The sequence below is a fragment of the Pseudomonas sp. PS01303 genome (assembly GCF_029959385.1).
Lineage (GTDB): Bacteria > Pseudomonadota > Gammaproteobacteria > Pseudomonadales > Pseudomonadaceae > Aquipseudomonas > Aquipseudomonas rustica.
In genome coordinates, this window is the sequence record NZ_JASCPK010000137.1 from 1 (window position 1) to 15,995 (window position 15,995).

General features: G+C 61.1%; 14 protein-coding genes. 5 read left to right on the forward strand and 9 right to left on the reverse strand.

All coding sequences use genetic code 11. From position 1 onward, the window contains the following. Positions 1 to 126 precede the first annotated feature (126 nt). From QMX93_RS25070 to QMX93_RS25090, 5 genes are all read left to right on the forward strand, one after another. Complete coding sequence (locus tag QMX93_RS25070) at positions 127 to 438, forward strand: DUF5629 family protein (protein WP_008088034.1); 312 nt, start codon at positions 127 to 129, stop codon at positions 436 to 438. Continuing rightward, a complete protein-coding gene (locus QMX93_RS25075; RefSeq protein ID WP_282358320.1) occupies positions 425 to 1,600 on the forward strand; it encodes a lactonase family protein in 1,176 nt (391 codons plus the stop codon). Before QMX93_RS25070 ends, QMX93_RS25075 begins: the two co-directional genes overlap by 14 nt. A 156-nt stretch (positions 1,601 to 1,756) precedes the next feature. Further along, complete coding sequence (locus tag QMX93_RS25080) at positions 1,757 to 1,936, forward strand: hypothetical protein (protein WP_007917967.1); 180 nt, start codon at positions 1,757 to 1,759, stop codon at positions 1,934 to 1,936. 417 nt (positions 1,937 to 2,353) lie between these two features. Continuing rightward, complete coding sequence (locus QMX93_RS25085; RefSeq protein WP_282358321.1) at positions 2,354 to 2,566, forward strand: hypothetical protein; 213 nt, start codon at positions 2,354 to 2,356, stop codon at positions 2,564 to 2,566. Next, positions 2,563 to 2,820 carry a hypothetical protein gene (locus tag QMX93_RS25090; RefSeq protein WP_053121152.1) on the forward strand — a complete coding sequence of 86 codons (258 nt, stop codon included), beginning with the start codon at positions 2,563 to 2,565 and terminating at the stop codon, positions 2,818 to 2,820. The genes QMX93_RS25085 and QMX93_RS25090 overlap by 4 nt, the downstream gene beginning before the upstream one ends. A gap of 317 nt (positions 2,821 to 3,137) precedes the next feature. Here the strand turns inward: QMX93_RS25090 and QMX93_RS25095 are convergent, their stop codons facing one another. From QMX93_RS25095 to QMX93_RS25135, 9 genes are all read right to left on the reverse strand, one after another. Next, a complete protein-coding gene (locus tag QMX93_RS25095) occupies positions 3,138 to 3,722 on the reverse strand; it encodes a glutathione S-transferase (RefSeq protein ID WP_282358322.1) in 585 nt (194 codons plus the stop codon). Next, on the reverse strand, positions 3,719 to 7,360 hold the full coding sequence (locus QMX93_RS25100) for an SbcC/MukB-like Walker B domain-containing protein (protein WP_282358323.1): 3,642 nt from the start codon (positions 7,358 to 7,360) through the stop codon (positions 3,719 to 3,721). Before QMX93_RS25100 ends, QMX93_RS25095 begins: the two co-directional genes overlap by 4 nt. After that, positions 7,357 to 8,601 carry an exonuclease SbcCD subunit D C-terminal domain-containing protein gene (locus QMX93_RS25105; protein ID WP_282358324.1) on the reverse strand — a complete coding sequence of 415 codons (1,245 nt, stop codon included), beginning with the start codon at positions 8,599 to 8,601 and terminating at the stop codon, positions 7,357 to 7,359. The genes QMX93_RS25100 and QMX93_RS25105 overlap by 4 nt, the downstream gene beginning before the upstream one ends. 301 nt (positions 8,602 to 8,902) lie before the next feature. Beyond that, on the reverse strand, positions 8,903 to 10,537 hold the full coding sequence (locus QMX93_RS25110) for a BatD family protein (protein WP_159815089.1): 1,635 nt from the start codon (positions 10,535 to 10,537) through the stop codon (positions 8,903 to 8,905). Beyond that, on the reverse strand, positions 10,534 to 12,273 hold the full coding sequence (locus QMX93_RS25115) for a tetratricopeptide repeat protein (RefSeq protein ID WP_282358325.1): 1,740 nt from the start codon (positions 12,271 to 12,273) through the stop codon (positions 10,534 to 10,536). Before QMX93_RS25115 ends, QMX93_RS25110 begins: the two co-directional genes overlap by 4 nt. Next, on the reverse strand, positions 12,270 to 13,349 hold the full coding sequence (locus QMX93_RS25120) for a VWA domain-containing protein (protein ID WP_282358326.1): 1,080 nt from the start codon (positions 13,347 to 13,349) through the stop codon (positions 12,270 to 12,272). The genes QMX93_RS25115 and QMX93_RS25120 overlap by 4 nt, the downstream gene beginning before the upstream one ends. After that, on the reverse strand, positions 13,342 to 13,839 hold the full coding sequence (locus QMX93_RS25125) for a DUF4381 domain-containing protein (protein WP_053121136.1): 498 nt from the start codon (positions 13,837 to 13,839) through the stop codon (positions 13,342 to 13,344). The genes QMX93_RS25120 and QMX93_RS25125 overlap by 8 nt, the downstream gene beginning before the upstream one ends. Then, positions 13,836 to 14,780 carry a DUF58 domain-containing protein gene (locus QMX93_RS25130; RefSeq protein WP_053121134.1) on the reverse strand — a complete coding sequence of 315 codons (945 nt, stop codon included), beginning with the start codon at positions 14,778 to 14,780 and terminating at the stop codon, positions 13,836 to 13,838. Before QMX93_RS25130 ends, QMX93_RS25125 begins: the two co-directional genes overlap by 4 nt. Positions 14,781 to 14,785: 5 nt before the next feature. Next, positions 14,786 to 15,745, reverse strand: coding sequence for a MoxR family ATPase (locus tag QMX93_RS25135; protein WP_003218556.1), 960 nt, complete (start codon positions 15,743 to 15,745; stop codon positions 14,786 to 14,788). Between the last annotated feature and the right edge of the window lie 250 nt (positions 15,746 to 15,995).

Here is a 15,995-nt window from a genome sequence, read left to right on the forward strand (position 1 = left end):
GCTGCGATCTTTTGATCTTGATTTCAAAAAACAACATCAAAAGATCGCAGCCTTCGGCAGCTCCTACAGGGGGAGTGTGCTTCTTGAGCTATCATTGCCGGTTTCCCCCTGAAAGACTTGATTGCCATGACTGCCCAAACCCTTCTCAACGCCCTCGAACACTGCGGTATGGTCGAAATCGACGGCCTGCATGCCTTCGAATTCGCCCTCGACGAAGACGACAATCTGCACATCGAATGCATCGATGGCCGAGCGGCCAAGCATTGGGAATTCACCCCGGCTCAAGTTGCAGCGGCCACGTTCGATGACTCGCTGCAGAGCTGGCTGATCGTCGGCTATTTCAATGAAACCAAAGCGATCGGCGAACACCGCCTGGTGTGCCATGGCGATGTCGTCAGCAGCAGCGACGATGAGGATGACACTGATGAAAATGCGTAAATTCTGGCCGCTGCTGATGGCCGGCAGCGTGGGTGCCATGGGCCTGTCCACGGCATCGGCAGAAAGCTTTCAATTGTTGGTCGGTTCTTACACCGCCGGCACCAGCCAGGGCATCTATCGAATGAATTTCGACAGCGTCACTGGCCAGATCGACGCCAAGCCGCTGCAAGTGGTGAAGAGCGAAAACCCGTCGTGGCTGACCCTGTCCAAAGACCAGCATCGCCTGTTCGTGGTCAATGAAAACGGCCCGGGCCAGAAAGACCCGGTCGGCCGCGTCAGCAGCTATTCGATCGATCCGAAAACCCACGCCCTGACCCTGATCAATCAAGTACAGAGCCTGGGCAACGAGCCGACCCATTCGAGCCTCAGCGGCGACGCCAGCCACCTGTTCGTCAGCAACTATTCGGTGGTGGAAGATCCGGGCGGAACCTTGGCGGTGTTGCCCGTCGGTGCTGACGGCAAGCTGAAACCGGTAGTGCAAATGAGCGCGCATCCGGCGAGCCGGGTCAACGCGGAGCGTCAGGCGTCGAACCACGTGCACTCGACGATTTCCTCGCCGGACGGTCGTTACGTGTTCTCCAATGACTTGGGCGCCGACAAGGTCTTCATCTACCAATTCGACCCGAAAGCCAACCCTGATCTGCCGCTGACCCCAGCGAAAACCGCGTTCGTCGCCATGCCAGCCGGCAGCGGCCCACGTCATTTGCTGTTCAGCGCTGACGGCAAACATGCCTGGCTGACCATGGAAATGAGCGCGCAGGTTGCGGTGTTCGATTACAACGACGGCGTGCTGACGCAAACCCAGCTGGTCGATCTGGCCGCCGGTCAACCGACCTCGGACAAGGCCGGCGCGGCGCTGCACACCTCGGCGGACGGCAAGTTCCTCTATGTCAGCAACCGTGGCACCGCGAATCAGATGGTGGTGTTCAGCATCGATCCGGCGACGGCCCAACTCAAAGAGCTGCAAAAGCGTTCGGTTGAAGGTGATCATCCGCGCGAATTCAGCCTCGATCCGAGCGGCAAATTCCTGCTGATCGCCAACCAGAAGAGCAACCAGATTGTTGTCGTTGAACGCGACAGCAAGACCGGTCTGCTCGGCAAAACCGTGCAGAAACTGCCAATGGACGCCCCGAGCGACCTGAAGTTTATGGTGCGACAATAAGCCACAGGCCCCGGTTTACGGGGCCTGTCTCTTTGTATCAATCGCGCTGATATTCGGTAATGCTACAAAGCATTTCAAGCGAGTAACCGTCGAGCGTTAAGTTTGCTTCACAGCCCAACCGGGCAAGCAAGCCAACCGAACACGAGGGTTACCGCCATGAACTTCAATCTCTTCTCTGTTATCGCCGCTTCCGCCATCTCCGCCACCGTTGTGCTGCCAGCCAGCGCCAACGTTGAAATCAACAGCAAAAAATCCCACACCCAGAGCTACACCCAAAAATACCTGCAACAGAGCGCCAACTTCTACGCTGCTCTGGATCACAAAGCCCAACACTGAAAGTCCCATTCTGCCTCCGCACCATTCGGGGGATTCACACGATCTCCTGTAGGAGCTGCCGAAGGCTGCGATCTTTTGATCTTAAACGTCAAAAGATCGCAGCCTTCGGCAGCTCCTACATGTTTGTGCGCGTGTGGTTTGATCGTTCCCACGCTCTGCGTGGGAATGCCTCTAGGGACGCTCTGCGTCCAGTGACGCGGAGCGTCACGGGCTGCATTCCCACGCAGAGCGTGGGAACGATCCGTAAAGACCGTCGCCCTCGTGTGCGTGAAGCACGGTCATAGGTTTTCTCAAACGCGCAAATAGACCGGCTAAATAATCAACGCAACTGATGTTCACTATGGAAAACCCTGAGTGGTTGCCCGTGCTGTTTTGATCGATTCTGTGGCCATCGAAACATGCCCACGGGAGAACACCATGGCCAGCGCAATCATCACTTCAGCCAAACGCGGCGCCTACCTGGCCATCGGTCTTTACCTGGCCGTTGTACTGGTCGTCAGCATCGCCTCGCAGATGGAACACAGCTTCGACGCAACGATAGACGTCGCCCATCCCGGCATTCAGTTTGAAGTCCGCTCGCAGAGCGTGATGGTCGACCGGGCTGAACTCGCAGGAGTCGGCGGCGCATGAAAGGCTACAGACTTTGGGTCATCGCCAGTCTGGCGGTCATGACTAACGGCGCTTCGCTACTGGGTGTCGGCCAAGGCTCGGTGGGCGGGCTGGCGCGGGCCATAGAGGCCAATCACAGCATTGCGCACAACATTGAACGGGCGAATACCCTGGGGCTGATGGCGGGGAATCCGCCGGTGAAGGTTTCGGCGGATTTCCTTGGGCCTTTCGAAGTGGATTGCATGGCGCTTGGGATGTGCAATGCGCTTGCCTAGACACCGCAATCCATTGTGGTGATGGAATTTATTGTGGCGAGGGGATTTATCCCCGATGGGCTGCGAAGCAGCCCCAAATCCTGCAACTCAAATTTGCCTGACACACCGCATAGAATGGTTTCACGACTGCTTCGCAGCCGAACGGGGATAAATCCCCTCGCCACAATAATCCCCTCACCACAGGGTTGATTGATCGTTCCCACGCTCTGCGTGGGAATGCAGCCCCGGACGCTCTGCGTCCAATTGGAACGCGGAGCGTCCCTCGAGGCATTCCCACGCGGAGCGTGGGAATGATCAATCAGGCAGGAAGTTGAGGGTTACTTCTTCATGATCGAGGTGAAGAGGTCGGACTCGAGGAAGTTGTTCAACCAGGCCTGCAGACGCGGGTAAGGCGTCTGCGCAAACCACTCGCGATCGACATGCGCGAACTGCCGAACAAACGGCAGCAGGGCGATATCCGCCAGGCTCGGATGATCAGCCAGCAAATAATCGCGATCCTGCAACAACCCCTCCAACCGCTGCAAAAACACCGCGCCCTGAGCCCGATAAACCTCCATTGGCTGTTCCGGATACCGCTCGGCATACTTGTAGCGATTCAAATCCACCTTGAACCCCTGATCATTCGCCTCGATCAACTCGGCAATCCGCGAATCGCCATCAAGCAACCAGTTCAGCGGATCATTCTGCGCCAGCGCCCAGCGCATGATTTCCAGGCTCTCATCAATCACCCGACCATCCGCATCCAGCACCGGCACCGTGCCCTTCGGCGAGATCGCCAGCATCTCCGCCGGTTTGGCTTTAAGGCTGACCTCGACAATCTCCACCGGCACGCTCGAATAACGCAACGCTATCCGCGCGCGCATCGCGTACGGGCAGCGGCGGAACGAGTACAGCGTGTTCATTTCACCTCCAGGGTGCTCAAACCATTGCCCTGACGCTGCACCTGAATCTGCACCGGAATCCGTTCGTGCATTTCCTGCACATGGGAAATCACCGCGACCTTACGGCCCTGAGCCTGCAAACCATCCAGCGCATCCATCGCCAGTTGCAGCGACTCCGGATCGAGGCTGCCAAAACCTTCGTCGATAAACAGCGATTCGATTTTCAGCGTACTCGACGCCATCGAGGCCAGACCCAGCGCCAACGCCAACGACACCAGGAACGTCTCGCCGCCAGACAACGAATGCACCGAGCGCAGTTCATCGCCCATTTCCGTGTCCATCACCAACAAGCCGAGCATGCTGCCGCCGCGTTTCAGGCGATAGCGTTTGACCAGTTGGCGCAGTTGCACGTTGGCGTGATGCACCAGCAAATCGAGGTTGTAGGCCTGGGCGATCTTGCGGAACGTATCGCCGGTGGCCGAGCCAATCAGCGCACTGAGCCGCGCCCAACGCTGATACTCGGCGTAGGCATCAGCAATCTGCTGCGCCAAGGCCTGATTGGCATTCTGCCGGCGCTGATCTTCGACCTGTTCTGCACGCAGTTCAGCGCATTGCTGCTCGCTGACGTTGAACTGGTTCTGCAAATCCGTCAGGGCCGTGGCGAGTTGCTCGGCATCAAGATTGCCGTTGTGCTGGGCTTGATGCGCGGCTAAGCGCTCGTCACGTTCTTGCAACAGCACTTTGGCTTGCTCGATGGCTTTTTCGTTTTGCTGCAAGCGTTGGCGCAGTTCAGCGAGTTGCGCGTCGTCAACCCGCAACAGATCTTCGAGGCCACCGTCATCCAGCTCCGGATGACGCGCGCGCCAGTCGGCAATCTTGCTGGCCAGATCCTTGTCTTCGCTTTCCAGAGCCTGCAAACGTTGTTGCTGCGCTTTGAGTTCGGCGGCGATCTGCACAAGCTGCGTGCGCACACTTTGCAGTTCTTGCGCGGTACTGGTTTCGGCGGCGCGCGCCTGTTCCACAGCGTGTTCCAGTTGCTGCTGCCACTGTTCGGCGCTGCTGTGCTCGCCGAGCAATTGCGCCAGTTTCTGCTGGCACAGTTGCTGTTGCTCGGCCAGCGCATTGAACTGCTGTTCAGCGGTTTGTGCCTGCTGTGCGCGGGTCTGCTGACGATCCTGTTCTTTATCCAGCGTCTGCTGCCGTTGCTGCTGTTCGCTCAATTCTTCCTTTTGCTGATCGAGTTGCGTCAGACGCTCGGCGATCTGCCGGTCAAGCTGCATGAACGTCGCTGCCGGCTCCAGGCGCAGGGCTTCAAGGGTCTCGGCCGGCAGCAGAGGGCCGAATGCCGTCAGTTCTTCATCGAGGCGTTGACGGTCGCTGCTCAGTTCGCGCTGTTGATTGCTCAGGTGCTGCGCGGCTTGCTGATGCGCGGTTTCCGCCTGACGCAATTGTTGAGTCAACCGCGCCGCATCCTGTTGCAGGGTGAGCAGGGCGCTCTGGCGCTGTTCGTCCTGCGTGATGCTCTGGTTCAATTGCTCGTTTTGACGCAGGAGCCAGGCGTCGCGTTTGTCGGCGTCCTGATTCAACAACTGCGCGGACAGCGGGTGCGCATCGAGGCTCGGCGCGAGGGCCTGTTGCTGATTCGCCAGTTGCTCTTGTTGTTGCAGCAGTTCTTTCTGCTGAGCAATGACAGCGCCGACGTCGGCGCGCAGTTCACTGAGTTTTTCCTTGAACTGATCGACGACTAGCTGAGCGTTGGCCTGTTCGCTTTCATCGTGGCGACCGAGGCTTTGCAGCAGCGCTTCCGGCTGGTGATACGGGTGCTCATTGCTGCCACACACCGGGCACGGTTGATCGTCCTGCAACTGCGCGCGCAACTCTTCGACACTGGCACTGCGCGCCAGACGCTGGCGTTCAAGCAGTTCGCGGGTGACGTTGAGGGTTTGCTCGGCGACGATCAGTTCGGCTTTGGTTTTGACGCCGTCCTGGGTCAGACGCTCACGCTCCTGCTGCGCATTGAACTGGCGTTGTTGCAACTCGGCGCCGCGCTTGTCCAGATCCTGTTGAGTGGCCCACAGCCGCGACAGGTCTTCGAAAGCGCGCAGTTGTTTGCGGTTGTCCTGCAACAGCGTACCGAGAATGCCGATTTGCTCGGCGACGGCATCCGGTTCGGCGCCGGCCTCTTTGAACAGCACTTCGAGTTGTTGCTTCTGGCTGGCAAATTCTTCAGCGCTACGTGTGGCGTTTTGTTCGAGGTTAGCCAGTTCGGCCTGACCTTTGTTCAGGCGATTGCCGATCAGCATCAACTGCTGGAGACGATCGCGATAGGCATTCCACGCATCGCTCAGTGGCGCCAGATGAGCGCTTTGTTCCAGCTCAGCGGCGATGCGTTGCAAGCGTTCGGCGACCTGGCCCTGCTTTTCCTGCAAGGCTTGAATAGCGCTCTGGCCGTCGGTGCAGGCTTGTTGCGCAGTGGCTTTGGCCTCAGCGCTCGTGGCCACATCTTTAGCCAGACGGGCGAGGGTGCTTTGCTCTTCGAACGCCTGACGCAACAGCGGCGCGTTTTCAGATTGGCGTTGCTGCGCCTCGGTCAGCGTGACTTTGGCGGCCTCAAGATTCTGCTCGAGTTGCGTCTGACGTTCAGTCAGTTCGGCGTGCTGGCGGGTGTGCTCGGCAATCTGCGCGGCCAACGGCGTCAACAACGCATCGAGTTCGGTTTTGCGGGCGAACTGGTGCCGTTGCGGGCCGAGTTGTTCCAGACGCGTCAGCTTGATGCGTTCGCCGGCCAGCGCTTCCGATTGTTGCTGGGCGCTGCGCAATTGCTCGCTGGCGGCTTGCTGCGCGTCCTGCAACAGACGCAAATCCTTGAGCCAACTGTGTTGCTGCTCCAGTTGCTTCAATTGTGCCTGCTGCAACTTCAATTGTTGCTGGGCGGCGTTAAAGCGTTCATCCAGCTCGGCGCGCGCTTCGGGGGCGAGGGGAGTGACGCCAGTGGCCTGATCCTGCAACAGCTTGTGCGCTTCGCGGGCCTCTTTGGTCTTGTCGAATGCGCGACGGCCGAGGCGGGTATACAGCGCGGTGTCGGTGAGTTTTTCCAGCAGTTCGCTGCGGTCGTTGTCGTCCGCTTTGAGGAACGCGCTGAACTCGCTCTGCGCCAATAGCACGGCGCGGGTGAACTGTTCGAAGTTCAGACCGAGCGCGGTTTCCAGTTGGGTTTTGTATTCGCCTTTCTGGCTGGCGAGCAGTTGATCCTGATCGATGTCGCGCAAGCTCTGACGACTGGCCTGCAACTTGCCGCCAGCCTTCTCGCGGGCGCGGTTGGCTTCCCAGCGCGCCCGATAGCGACGGCCATCAACACCGACGAAATCCACCTCGGCATAGCCTTCACCAGTGCCGCGACGCAGTAGTGTGCGCGGGTCACCGGTGGCGATTTCACCGTCGGCATCGGGGACTTTGGCGTCACGGCCGGTGTTGTTCAGGCGCGGTACAGCGCCGAACAATGCCAGGCACAAGGCGTCGAGCAGGGTACTTTTACCGGCGCCGGTCGGCCCGGTGATCGCGAACAAACCGGCACTGGCCAGCGGTTCAGCGGTGAAATCAATTTCGAACGGCCCGGCCAGCGAAGCGAGGTTTTTCAAACGAATGGCGAGAATTTTCATGGCTGCTCGCCCTCCAGTTGCACGTCTTGCAGCAGTTCGGCGAAGTCCTTCAGCGTCTGTTCATCGACCTCGTTGCCGTAGTTGTCGAGCCAGGCGCGGCTGAACAATTCCTGCGGGGTGAGTTGATCGAGTTCGATCAGCGCGGTGCCGTCCTCTTCGCCGTCAGCGCCACGCTTGCCGGCGTATTCAGCGGCGATGCGCACCAGGCGCACGGCTTTGCCTTGCAGGGCGTTTTCCACTTGATGGCGCAGATCCGGCTGCGGCTCGTCGAGGGTCACACGTACTTCCAGCCATGGCTGGCGCTGGGTTTCGGCGAGCAGGTCGATGTTCGGCAGGTCGGCCAGTTGCAGGAGAATCTCGGCCAGCGGTGCCGGGCCGATGCGTTGCAGGTTGACCGAGCGCGGAATCAATTTCGGTTCGACGCTGACCAGGGTTTCGCCATCAAGCGTGACGTCGAGAATCTGATGCTGATAACCGATCTCCGAGAACGACAACGGGATCGGCGAACCGCTGTAGCGAATGCGCTCCTCACCGTTGACCTTCTGTGGCTTGTGCAAATGGCCGAGGGCGACGTAACTGATGCTCGGCCCGAACAGACTAGCCGGCAGGGCTTCGGCGTTACCGATGATCAGGCTGCGCTCGGAGTCCTCCGAGACCGAGCCACCGGCCATGTGCGCGTGGCTGATGGCGATCAGCGCCTGACCGGGTTGGCGTTTGGCGTTGGCGGCTTCGATCAACCACTCATGCACCTGACCAATGCCGCGCAAATAGTTATCGCCCAGATGCGCTCCGGTGACTTCCGCCGGGCGCAGGAACGGCAGCGCCAGGCACCACGCGGCGATGTCGCCTTTGGCGTTCGGCAATGGCAGCAGCAGACGTTCGGAATCGAGCTGGCCGTCATCCAGCCACAGCACGCGACCCAGCGCATGGGTGCGCAAGCGCCGCATCAACGGCGCGGGCAGTTCGATGCGCGAGCCGGAATCGTGGTTGCCGGCAATCATCACGATGGTCAGCAACGGCTGCTGCTCGTGGGCGTTGACGATGAAATCGTAGAGGCATTCCTGGGCTTTGACCGGCGGATTGACCGTGTCAAAGATGTCACCGGCAATCAGCAGCACATCCGGCTGCGCCAGTTTCAATTGGCGCAGCAGCCATTCGAGAAAACAGGCGTGCTCGAAATCGCGCTCCTGGCCATGCAGGTTTTGCCCAAGGTGCCAGTCGGAGGTGTGAAACAGACGCAAGGCGGACTCCGCAACAAAAAGAGGTGATGGCCGCGCGGGAATGAAGAGGCGGCGAAAGAGGGGGAGAGTTTACTGGCAAAACCACACCCTGTGGTCGAAGTCAGTCTGTTGGAATGGAGATGCAGGTTAGAAAGGGAACCCTGTGGCGAGGGGATTTATCCCCGCTGGGCTGCGAAGCGGCCCCAAATCCTGCAACTCAATATGCCTGACACACCGCATGGTCTGATTTTGCGGCTGCTGCGCAGCCGAACGGGGATAAATCCCCTCGCCACAGGGGGGGCTCCTACATTCTCGAGAGTGGTTATTTGGGGTAGAGCGGTGGCAAGCCGCTGTCACCCACCGGGTCGTGCACGCGCTCGGCGGTCGGAATCGTGCGGATTGCCCGCCACAAATCCTCACCCTGCCAATGCTGCCCCGTTTCGCTGTAGAGCGCGCCATTCAACCCATCCAGCGCATCCGACAACGGCACAAACCGCGCAGCCATGTCCGCCAGCGTCTCCGGCTGCTGACGCGCCCAGGCATCCAGCGCCTGCCGCGTCGCCTGCGGGTCATTGGCCTGGCTCGCGCGTTTGATGTCGTCGAGCAAGGTGCGCGGGCTCGGGCCGGTTTGTGCGGCGCGCAGGATCGCCGGCTGCCAGCGCGCTCGCCACCACAGACCAAAGCCGAGCAGGGTGGTGCAAGCCAGTATCAGCGTGCTGAGTTTCCACCACCACAGCGTGTCGTTATCGACGATTCCGGGTTGCAGATTGCCCGTCGGCGTATCGACCTGCAGGCTCGGGTTATTGGCGACTTGCAGGGTGCGCGCCGGCAGGCTGCTGTGTTCCAGATGATCTTCGAAGGTGTTCCACCACACCACGTCCACCGTCGGCAGGTCGATCGAGCCGCTGCGGCTCGGCACCAGCGCTTCGCGTTCTTCACGGCTGCCGATCAGGCCACGGTCGCTGCTTTGATTGCTCAGTACCGGTTGATCGGGGTAGCGGCGCAGGCCATTGACGTCGGTGGCGGGCAGTGCGGGCAATTGCGAAGCGGCCAGACCTTCGACTTTCAGGGTCAGGCTGCGGGTCAGCGAATCGCCGATCTGCGTGTGCTCCGGCTCCGGGTTCCAGCTCTCGCTCAAGCTCAGGCTGCGTGCCGGCAGCCATGGCGCATCGGCAGGATAAGTCAGCGGTTTGGGCTTGACCGTCAGCGGAATTTCCGAAGAGGTGACGCGCATCAGCTTGCCCGGCTTCGGCCCCTGTGGGCTGGTGTCCTGGGCCGGTTGCGTGTCGACCAGCGTGGCGCTGAACGTTTGCGGGGTGATTGTCAGCAAACCGCTGTGCTGCGGATAAATCGCGTAGCGCATTTCGATGACGCCGTGGCGCACACCGTTGATGTCTTTCTCGTAGGTGCGCGTGTCGCCGAGCTGCTCAACCCGCGCATCGACGATTTGCAGCGGCGACAGGCTGCTGTCGTCGTACAGCGAAACCGAGTGATAGACGCGCACAGTCAGGATCGCCTGCGCCTGCACATACACGCTGGACTGATCGAGGCTGGCTTCGATAAACACCGGATCAAGGCTGTTCTTGTCTTCGCGGGTGTCGCTTTCGACCACTTGCACGGTGATCGGCTGGCTCTGCACCTCTCCCATTTGCAGCGAGGGAATCACCACGCTGCCGTTCTCTTTCGGCAGCAACGTGATGATCCAGCGTGTGGTCGCGCGGTTGTCGCCGTTGAGGGTATTGAGCTGGTTGACCTGCCGCGTGCCGCGCACTTCGAACAGCGGCTCCAGCGGGGTCAGGTCGGGTTTACCGAACTGGGTGACGTCGCTGATTTCGAGGGTGAGCTCGACCGTCTCGCCGGAATTCAGGCGACTGCGATCCACACTGGCGATCAGCTCGGCCGCGTTGGCGGTCGTGCAGAGCAGCAGGGGCAGCAAGAGAGCGGTGAAGCGGGTCATCGAGTGTTTTCCTGATCCTGATGTTGTTGCTGTTCGTACCAGAATTTGCGTCGCAGCAGTTCGCCCGGATCGTCCGGGATTTTGCCCAGCCATTGTTCCAGTGCCTGACGTTGCTCGCCTTCAAGGTTGTCCTCGGTCGGGCGCAGCGTCGGCACGGTGTTGGTTTCCTCTTCCTCATCGTTGCTGCCCGGCACCTCATTCGGGCCTGGCTGCGGCGGTGTGGTCGGCGGCGGTTCACTGGCAGACTCGCCGGATTGCGCCTCACTCTGGGTTTCGCTTTTCACCGCTGGTGGCGGCGCGGTGGGCGGCGGAGGTTCACCGCCCGGCAGATTCTGTTCGGGCTGCTGGCTTTCCGGTTCGACCGGTGGCGGGGTGCTTTTCTGCTTCAGCAGATTTTCCACCAGCGCCTTGTTGGTCTGTGCCGGACGCAGATCCGGTTGCAGCTCCAGCGCCTGTTCATAGGCGTCGATCGCCGCGTCCAGCTCACCGCTTTTCGCCAAAGCGTTGCCACGATTGTAGTGGGCGCGGGCATCGCTGCCTTCGGCAAAGCGCTGGGCGGCGCCACTGTAGTCGCCAGCCTCGTACAACGCCACCCCTTGCCACTGGTGATCGTCAAAATGTTCTGCGGCTTCGGCGGGACGTTTCTGTTTGAGCAAGTGCAGGCCTTGCTGGTCGGGGCGCAGCCACAAGTCTTCGAAGTCAAAAGCGTAGCTCGGCTGCGGCAGGCAGAACAGCAGCGGCAGGCAAAACAGCCAGCCACGCCGCCCGGCACAGGCAGCGAGCAGCAGCAGTGGCAGCAGCAACCAATAACCCTGGTCGGCCCACGTGTCGAGGCGCACGGTCTGGCCATCGCTGCGCAAACTGCGCGGGCCGTTGAGCAGTCCGAGTGAGCCGAGATCGGCTTCATCCAGACGCGCCGCGTGGTAGTCACCGCCGACGCTATTGATGAATGCCGCGAGCCCCGGGCTGTCGAGTTGCGGCACACGGATCGCGCCTTGTTCGTCTTTGAGGAAACTGCCGTCCTCCTGCGCAATCGGCGCACCTTCGGCGGTGCCGATGCCGAGCATCAACAGTTGCGCCGATTGCCCGTTGAGCGCACGGCGAATGCCTTGCCGTTCATCTTCGCTCAGCGACGAGCCGACCAGCAGAATCCGCCCTTGGCCGAGTGCTCCTTGTTTGAGCAAATCCAGCGCTTTAGCGACAGCGAGATCGGCGCGATGACCGCTTTCCGGCATCAGCGAAGGCTTTAGCGCGTCGAGCAGATTGCGGCTGGTCGCCAGATCATCCGACAGCGGCACCAGCGTGTGGGCGCTGCCGGCGTAAACGACGATCGCGGTCTGCGCATCGCTGCGCGCCTGCAACAGGTCGAACACCTTGCGCCGCGCTTGTTCCAGTCGCGTCGGTGGTGAGTCGGTGGCGAGCATTTCCGGGGTCAGTTCCAGCACGATCACCAATGGGTCGGCGGGTTTTTGGCTGGTCTGTTCGACGCGCTCCCAGCTCGGCCCGAGCAACGCCAGAATCGTCAGCAACCACGCCACGCCAAGGGCCACCCACGGCAGTTTGCTGTCGCGACCGCTGCCGCCGCTGAGCAGAGTGGCGTGGAACGCCGGCGGCAGGATCATCTGCCAGCGTCCGGCGCGTTTTTGCCGGTGCCAGAGTTGCCAGATCAGCCAGCCGAGCAGCGGCAACAGCAGCAACCACCACGGACGGAACCAGTGCGGCCAGAGGGCAATCATCGGCGCCTCCGCAGACGCAGGCGTTTGAGACGCTCGCGCCAATCAGGCAGCGGACTTTGCAGATTAAGCTCCTTGTTGAACAGGCGTTGCAGCGGGTTGTCCGGCCACAATTCGCGGGCGACCAGCAACAGGCTCAACCACAGCGCCAACGCCAGCGGCCAGTGATACAACGCTTGCGCAGGACGTGCCTGGGTCGGTTGTTGGGTCACCGGTTCGAGCTGGTCGAGGGTGTCCTTGATCGCTTGCAGTTCCTGGCCATCATGCGCGCGGAAGTATTGCCCGCCGGTGACTTCGGCGATTTCCTTGAGCGCCGGCTCGTCGAGATCCAGGCTTGGATTGACGCCGAGCAGGCCGGTCGAACCGCTGTCCTCAGGATTAGCGCCGATGCCGATCGGGTAAATCTTCACGCCTTCACTGGCCGCCAGTTTTGCCGCCGTCAACGGATCGATTTCGCCGCCATTGTTGGCGCCGTCGGTGACCAGAATCAGCACACGGCTTTGTGCCGGACGCATGCGCAAGCGTTTCAGGCCCAGACCGATGGCGTCGCCGATGGCGGTGTTCTTGCCGGCAATGCCGATCCGCGCTTCATCAAGCCAGACGCGCACGGTGTGGCGGTCAAAGGTCAGCGGTGCTTGCAGGTAGGCCTGACTGCCGAAGAGGATCAAGCCAACGCGGTCGCCGTCACGGCTTTCCAGGAAGTCACCGAGCAGATGCTGCACCAACGACAGGCGACTGACTTCTTCGTCCTGCCACTGCATGTCGGGGAAATCCATCGAGCCGGACACGTCCACCGCCACCAGCAAGTCTCGGCCGCTGGCGGCAATCGGCAACGGTTCGCCCAGCCATTGCGGGCGCGCAGCGGCAGTCAGCAGTAGCAACCACAACAACATGAACGGCGCTTGCTGGCGCCACGCAGGCAAATGGGCGCGGGCACGACGGCGGGCGAGGCCTTCGAGGTCGGACAGAAAGCTGACTTTCAGCGCCGGTTCGCCGCTGTCGGCCACCGGCAATACGAGGCGCATCAGCCACGGCAGCGGTAACAGCAGAAAAATCCACGGCCAGGCGAACTCAAACATGTTTGCGAATCCACGTGTCGACGGCTTGCGTCAGGCCGGCGATGGCCTTGTCGTCGAGTTTGCATTCCGGTTTGTACGCGCCTTCGACCAGCACCATCCAGCGCGTCAGGCCAGCGGCGGGGCAACGGTTGTCGAGGAACGCCAGCCATTTTCGGCCATTAAGGGTGTGGCTCTGGCTGTAGGGATAGTGGTTGCGGCACAGGCGTTTGAGCAGGCCATTGACCTGTTGCAGCCACGCGCCGGCCGGGGCGCCGTCGTAGGGTTTGGGCATTTGCGCCAGTTCTGCGAGGGCAGCGACGCGCACCGGATCGAGTGGCTGTTCGGCGCGCACGATCGGGCGTTTCTTCATGGGAATGAAACGGCGCAGGCGCCACACGGCGTAACCGAGCAGCGGCAATAACAGCAGCAATAACCACCAGCCCGGCGCCGGAGGCCAAAAAGCAATCGGCGGCGGCGAGATCAGCGGTTGCAATTGGTCGAGGCCGTTCATCGACCTTTCCCCGGACGCTGCGGGTTGAGGAATTCGCGCATCTGCTCGACCATTTCACTCTGCGTGCTCAACGGCATCAGCAGCACCCGCAGCTTCTGCGCGAGCAATTCCCAGCGAGCGATGCGCGCTTCGGCCTGCGCGCGATAGGTTTGGCGCAGATCGAAATTCAGCGTGTCGAGCTCAAGTTGTGCGCCACGTTCGGCGAATCGTAAAAGGCCGGCGGCGGGGAGGGCGTGATCGAGTGGATCGGAAATCGGCAGCATCAACAGGTCGCAATGACGCGCCAACAAGCTCAGTTGTTGCTCGGCGCTGTCGGACAGCGCGCGCTCATCGCAAATCACAATGGCCAGGCTGCCGGGGCGCAGCACTTCCCGGGCGCGACGCAGGGCCACGCCGAAGGCATCGCGATCCGGTTCACGTTCGCTGTGCAGCGATTGATTGACCTTGACCAAACGGTTGAGCAATTGCAGCAGGCTCTGCTTGCTGCGCCGTGGTTTGATTTCGTAGTGCTCGTTGTCGCCGAACACCAGCCCGCCGACCCGGTCGTTGTGGCCGAGCGCGGCCCAGCCGATCAGCGCCGCGACTTGTGCGGCCAACACCGATTTGAACATCAGCCCCGAGCCGAAAAACAACCGCGTGCTTTGCTCGACCATGATGAAAATCGGCCGTTCGCGTTCTTCATGGAACAGCTTGGTGTGCGGCTCTTGTGTGCGAGCGGTGACGCGCCAGTCGATGGTGCGCACGTCGTCGCCGGCCTGATACACGCGCACCTGATCGAAGTCGACACCGCGACCACGGAATTTCGAGTGATGCAGGCCGATCAGCGGGCTGCGCTGGCTCGGCGTGGAAAACAGCTGCACTTCGCGCACCCGGTGACGCATCTCGATCAGCTCGGCGAGGCTGACGCGGATGCCCGGTTGGGAAGGCTGGGGGGCATTCATGGGGGTCAAGCGACGGCTACGACGTCGAGAATCCGCTGCACCACCCGATCCTGATCGATGCCGGCGGCTTCGGCTTCAAACGACAAAATAATGCGGTGACGCAACACGTCGAACAGCACCGCTTGAATGTCTTCCGGGCTGACGAAGTCGCGACCGGCCAGCCAGGCGTGGGCGCGGGCGCAGCGGTCGAGGGCGATCGAGCCACGCGGGCTGGCGCCGTAAGCGATCCACTCGGCCATCTCCGGATCGAACTTGGCCGGCGTACGGGTGGCCATGACCAGTTGCACCAGGTATTCCTCCACGGCGTCGGCCATGTACAAGCCGAGAATTTCCTTGCGTGCAGCGAAGATCGCCTGCTGGCTGACCCGGCGCTCGGGCTTGGTCTCGCCATTCAGCGCTTCGCCACGGGCCTGCTGGAGGATGCGGCGTTCGACGGCGGCATCCGGGAAACCGATTTTTACGTGCATCAGGAAGCGATCGAGCTGGGCTTCCGGCAGCGGATAGGTGCCTTCCTGCTCGATCGGGTTCTGCGTGGCCATCACCAGAAACAGCGGCGACAGCTCGTAGGTGCTGCGGCCGACACTGACCTGACGCTCGGCCATGGCTTCGAGCAGCGCCGATTGCACCTTGGCCGGCGCGCGGTTGATTTCGTCCGCCAGCACCAGGTTGTGGAAGATTGGCCCTTGCTGGAACACGAAACTGCCGGTTTCCGGGCGATAGATCTCGGTGCCGGTGATGTCGGCGGGCAGCAGGTCAGGGGTGAACTGGATGCGATGGAACTGGGCTTCGATGCCCTCGGCGAGTTCTTTGATCGCTTTGGTCTTGGCCAGACCCGGGGCGCCCTCGACCAGCATGTGGCCGTCGGCGAGCAGGGCGATGAGCAAACGCTCGATGAGTTTTTCCTGGCCGAGAATCTGCGTTGAAAGAAAGGTTCGCAGCGCCAGCAGCGCTTCACGATGTTCCATCGGTGACTGTTCCTGGAAAGGGGTGGCCACGGGCGTTCGGATAACGCCGGGGCTGGGGGCGTTACTTTAATCCATCGCGGGGGGTGGCGACTAACGGCATTTTTCGCAAAGTGCGGGAAATGACTGGGGGAATTGTTGGATTTTTGTAGCAGGGGAGTGATTGGTTGCCTGTGCTGGCCCTATCGCGAGCAGGCTCACTCCTACAATGGATCGTCGTATACCGACCTGTAGGAGTGAGCCTGCTCGCGAT

What these genes read in the sequence shown, in the direction of transcription:
- QMX93_RS25070 (WP_008088034.1), top strand. Translation starts at nt 127, where the DNA reads ATGACTGCCCAAACCCTTCTCAACGCCCTCGAACACTGCGGTATGGTC.
- QMX93_RS25075 (WP_282358320.1), top strand. Translation starts at nt 425, where the DNA reads ATGAAAATGCGTAAATTCTGGCCGCTGCTGATGGCCGGCAGCGTGGGT.
- QMX93_RS25080 (WP_007917967.1), top strand. Translation starts at nt 1,757, where the DNA reads ATGAACTTCAATCTCTTCTCTGTTATCGCCGCTTCCGCCATCTCCGCC.
- QMX93_RS25085 (WP_282358321.1), top strand. Translation starts at nt 2,354, where the DNA reads ATGGCCAGCGCAATCATCACTTCAGCCAAACGCGGCGCCTACCTGGCC.
- QMX93_RS25090 (WP_053121152.1), top strand. Translation starts at nt 2,563, where the DNA reads ATGAAAGGCTACAGACTTTGGGTCATCGCCAGTCTGGCGGTCATGACT.
- QMX93_RS25095 (WP_282358322.1), bottom strand. Translation starts at nt 3,722, where the DNA reads ATGAACACGCTGTACTCGTTCCGCCGCTGCCCGTACGCGATGCGCGCG.
- QMX93_RS25100 (WP_282358323.1), bottom strand. Translation starts at nt 7,360, where the DNA reads ATGAAAATTCTCGCCATTCGTTTGAAAAACCTCGCTTCGCTGGCCGGG.
- QMX93_RS25110 (WP_159815089.1), bottom strand. Translation starts at nt 10,537, where the DNA reads ATGACCCGCTTCACCGCTCTCTTGCTGCCCCTGCTGCTCTGCACGACC.
- QMX93_RS25115 (WP_282358325.1), bottom strand. Translation starts at nt 12,273, where the DNA reads ATGATTGCCCTCTGGCCGCACTGGTTCCGTCCGTGGTGGTTGCTGCTG.
- QMX93_RS25120 (WP_282358326.1), bottom strand. Translation starts at nt 13,349, where the DNA reads ATGTTTGAGTTCGCCTGGCCGTGGATTTTTCTGCTGTTACCGCTGCCG.
- QMX93_RS25125 (WP_053121136.1), bottom strand. Translation starts at nt 13,839, where the DNA reads ATGAACGGCCTCGACCAATTGCAACCGCTGATCTCGCCGCCGCCGATT.
- QMX93_RS25130 (WP_053121134.1), bottom strand. Translation starts at nt 14,780, where the DNA reads ATGAATGCCCCCCAGCCTTCCCAACCGGGCATCCGCGTCAGCCTCGCC.
- QMX93_RS25135 (WP_003218556.1), bottom strand. Translation starts at nt 15,745, where the DNA reads ATGGAACATCGTGAAGCGCTGCTGGCGCTGCGAACCTTTCTTTCAACG.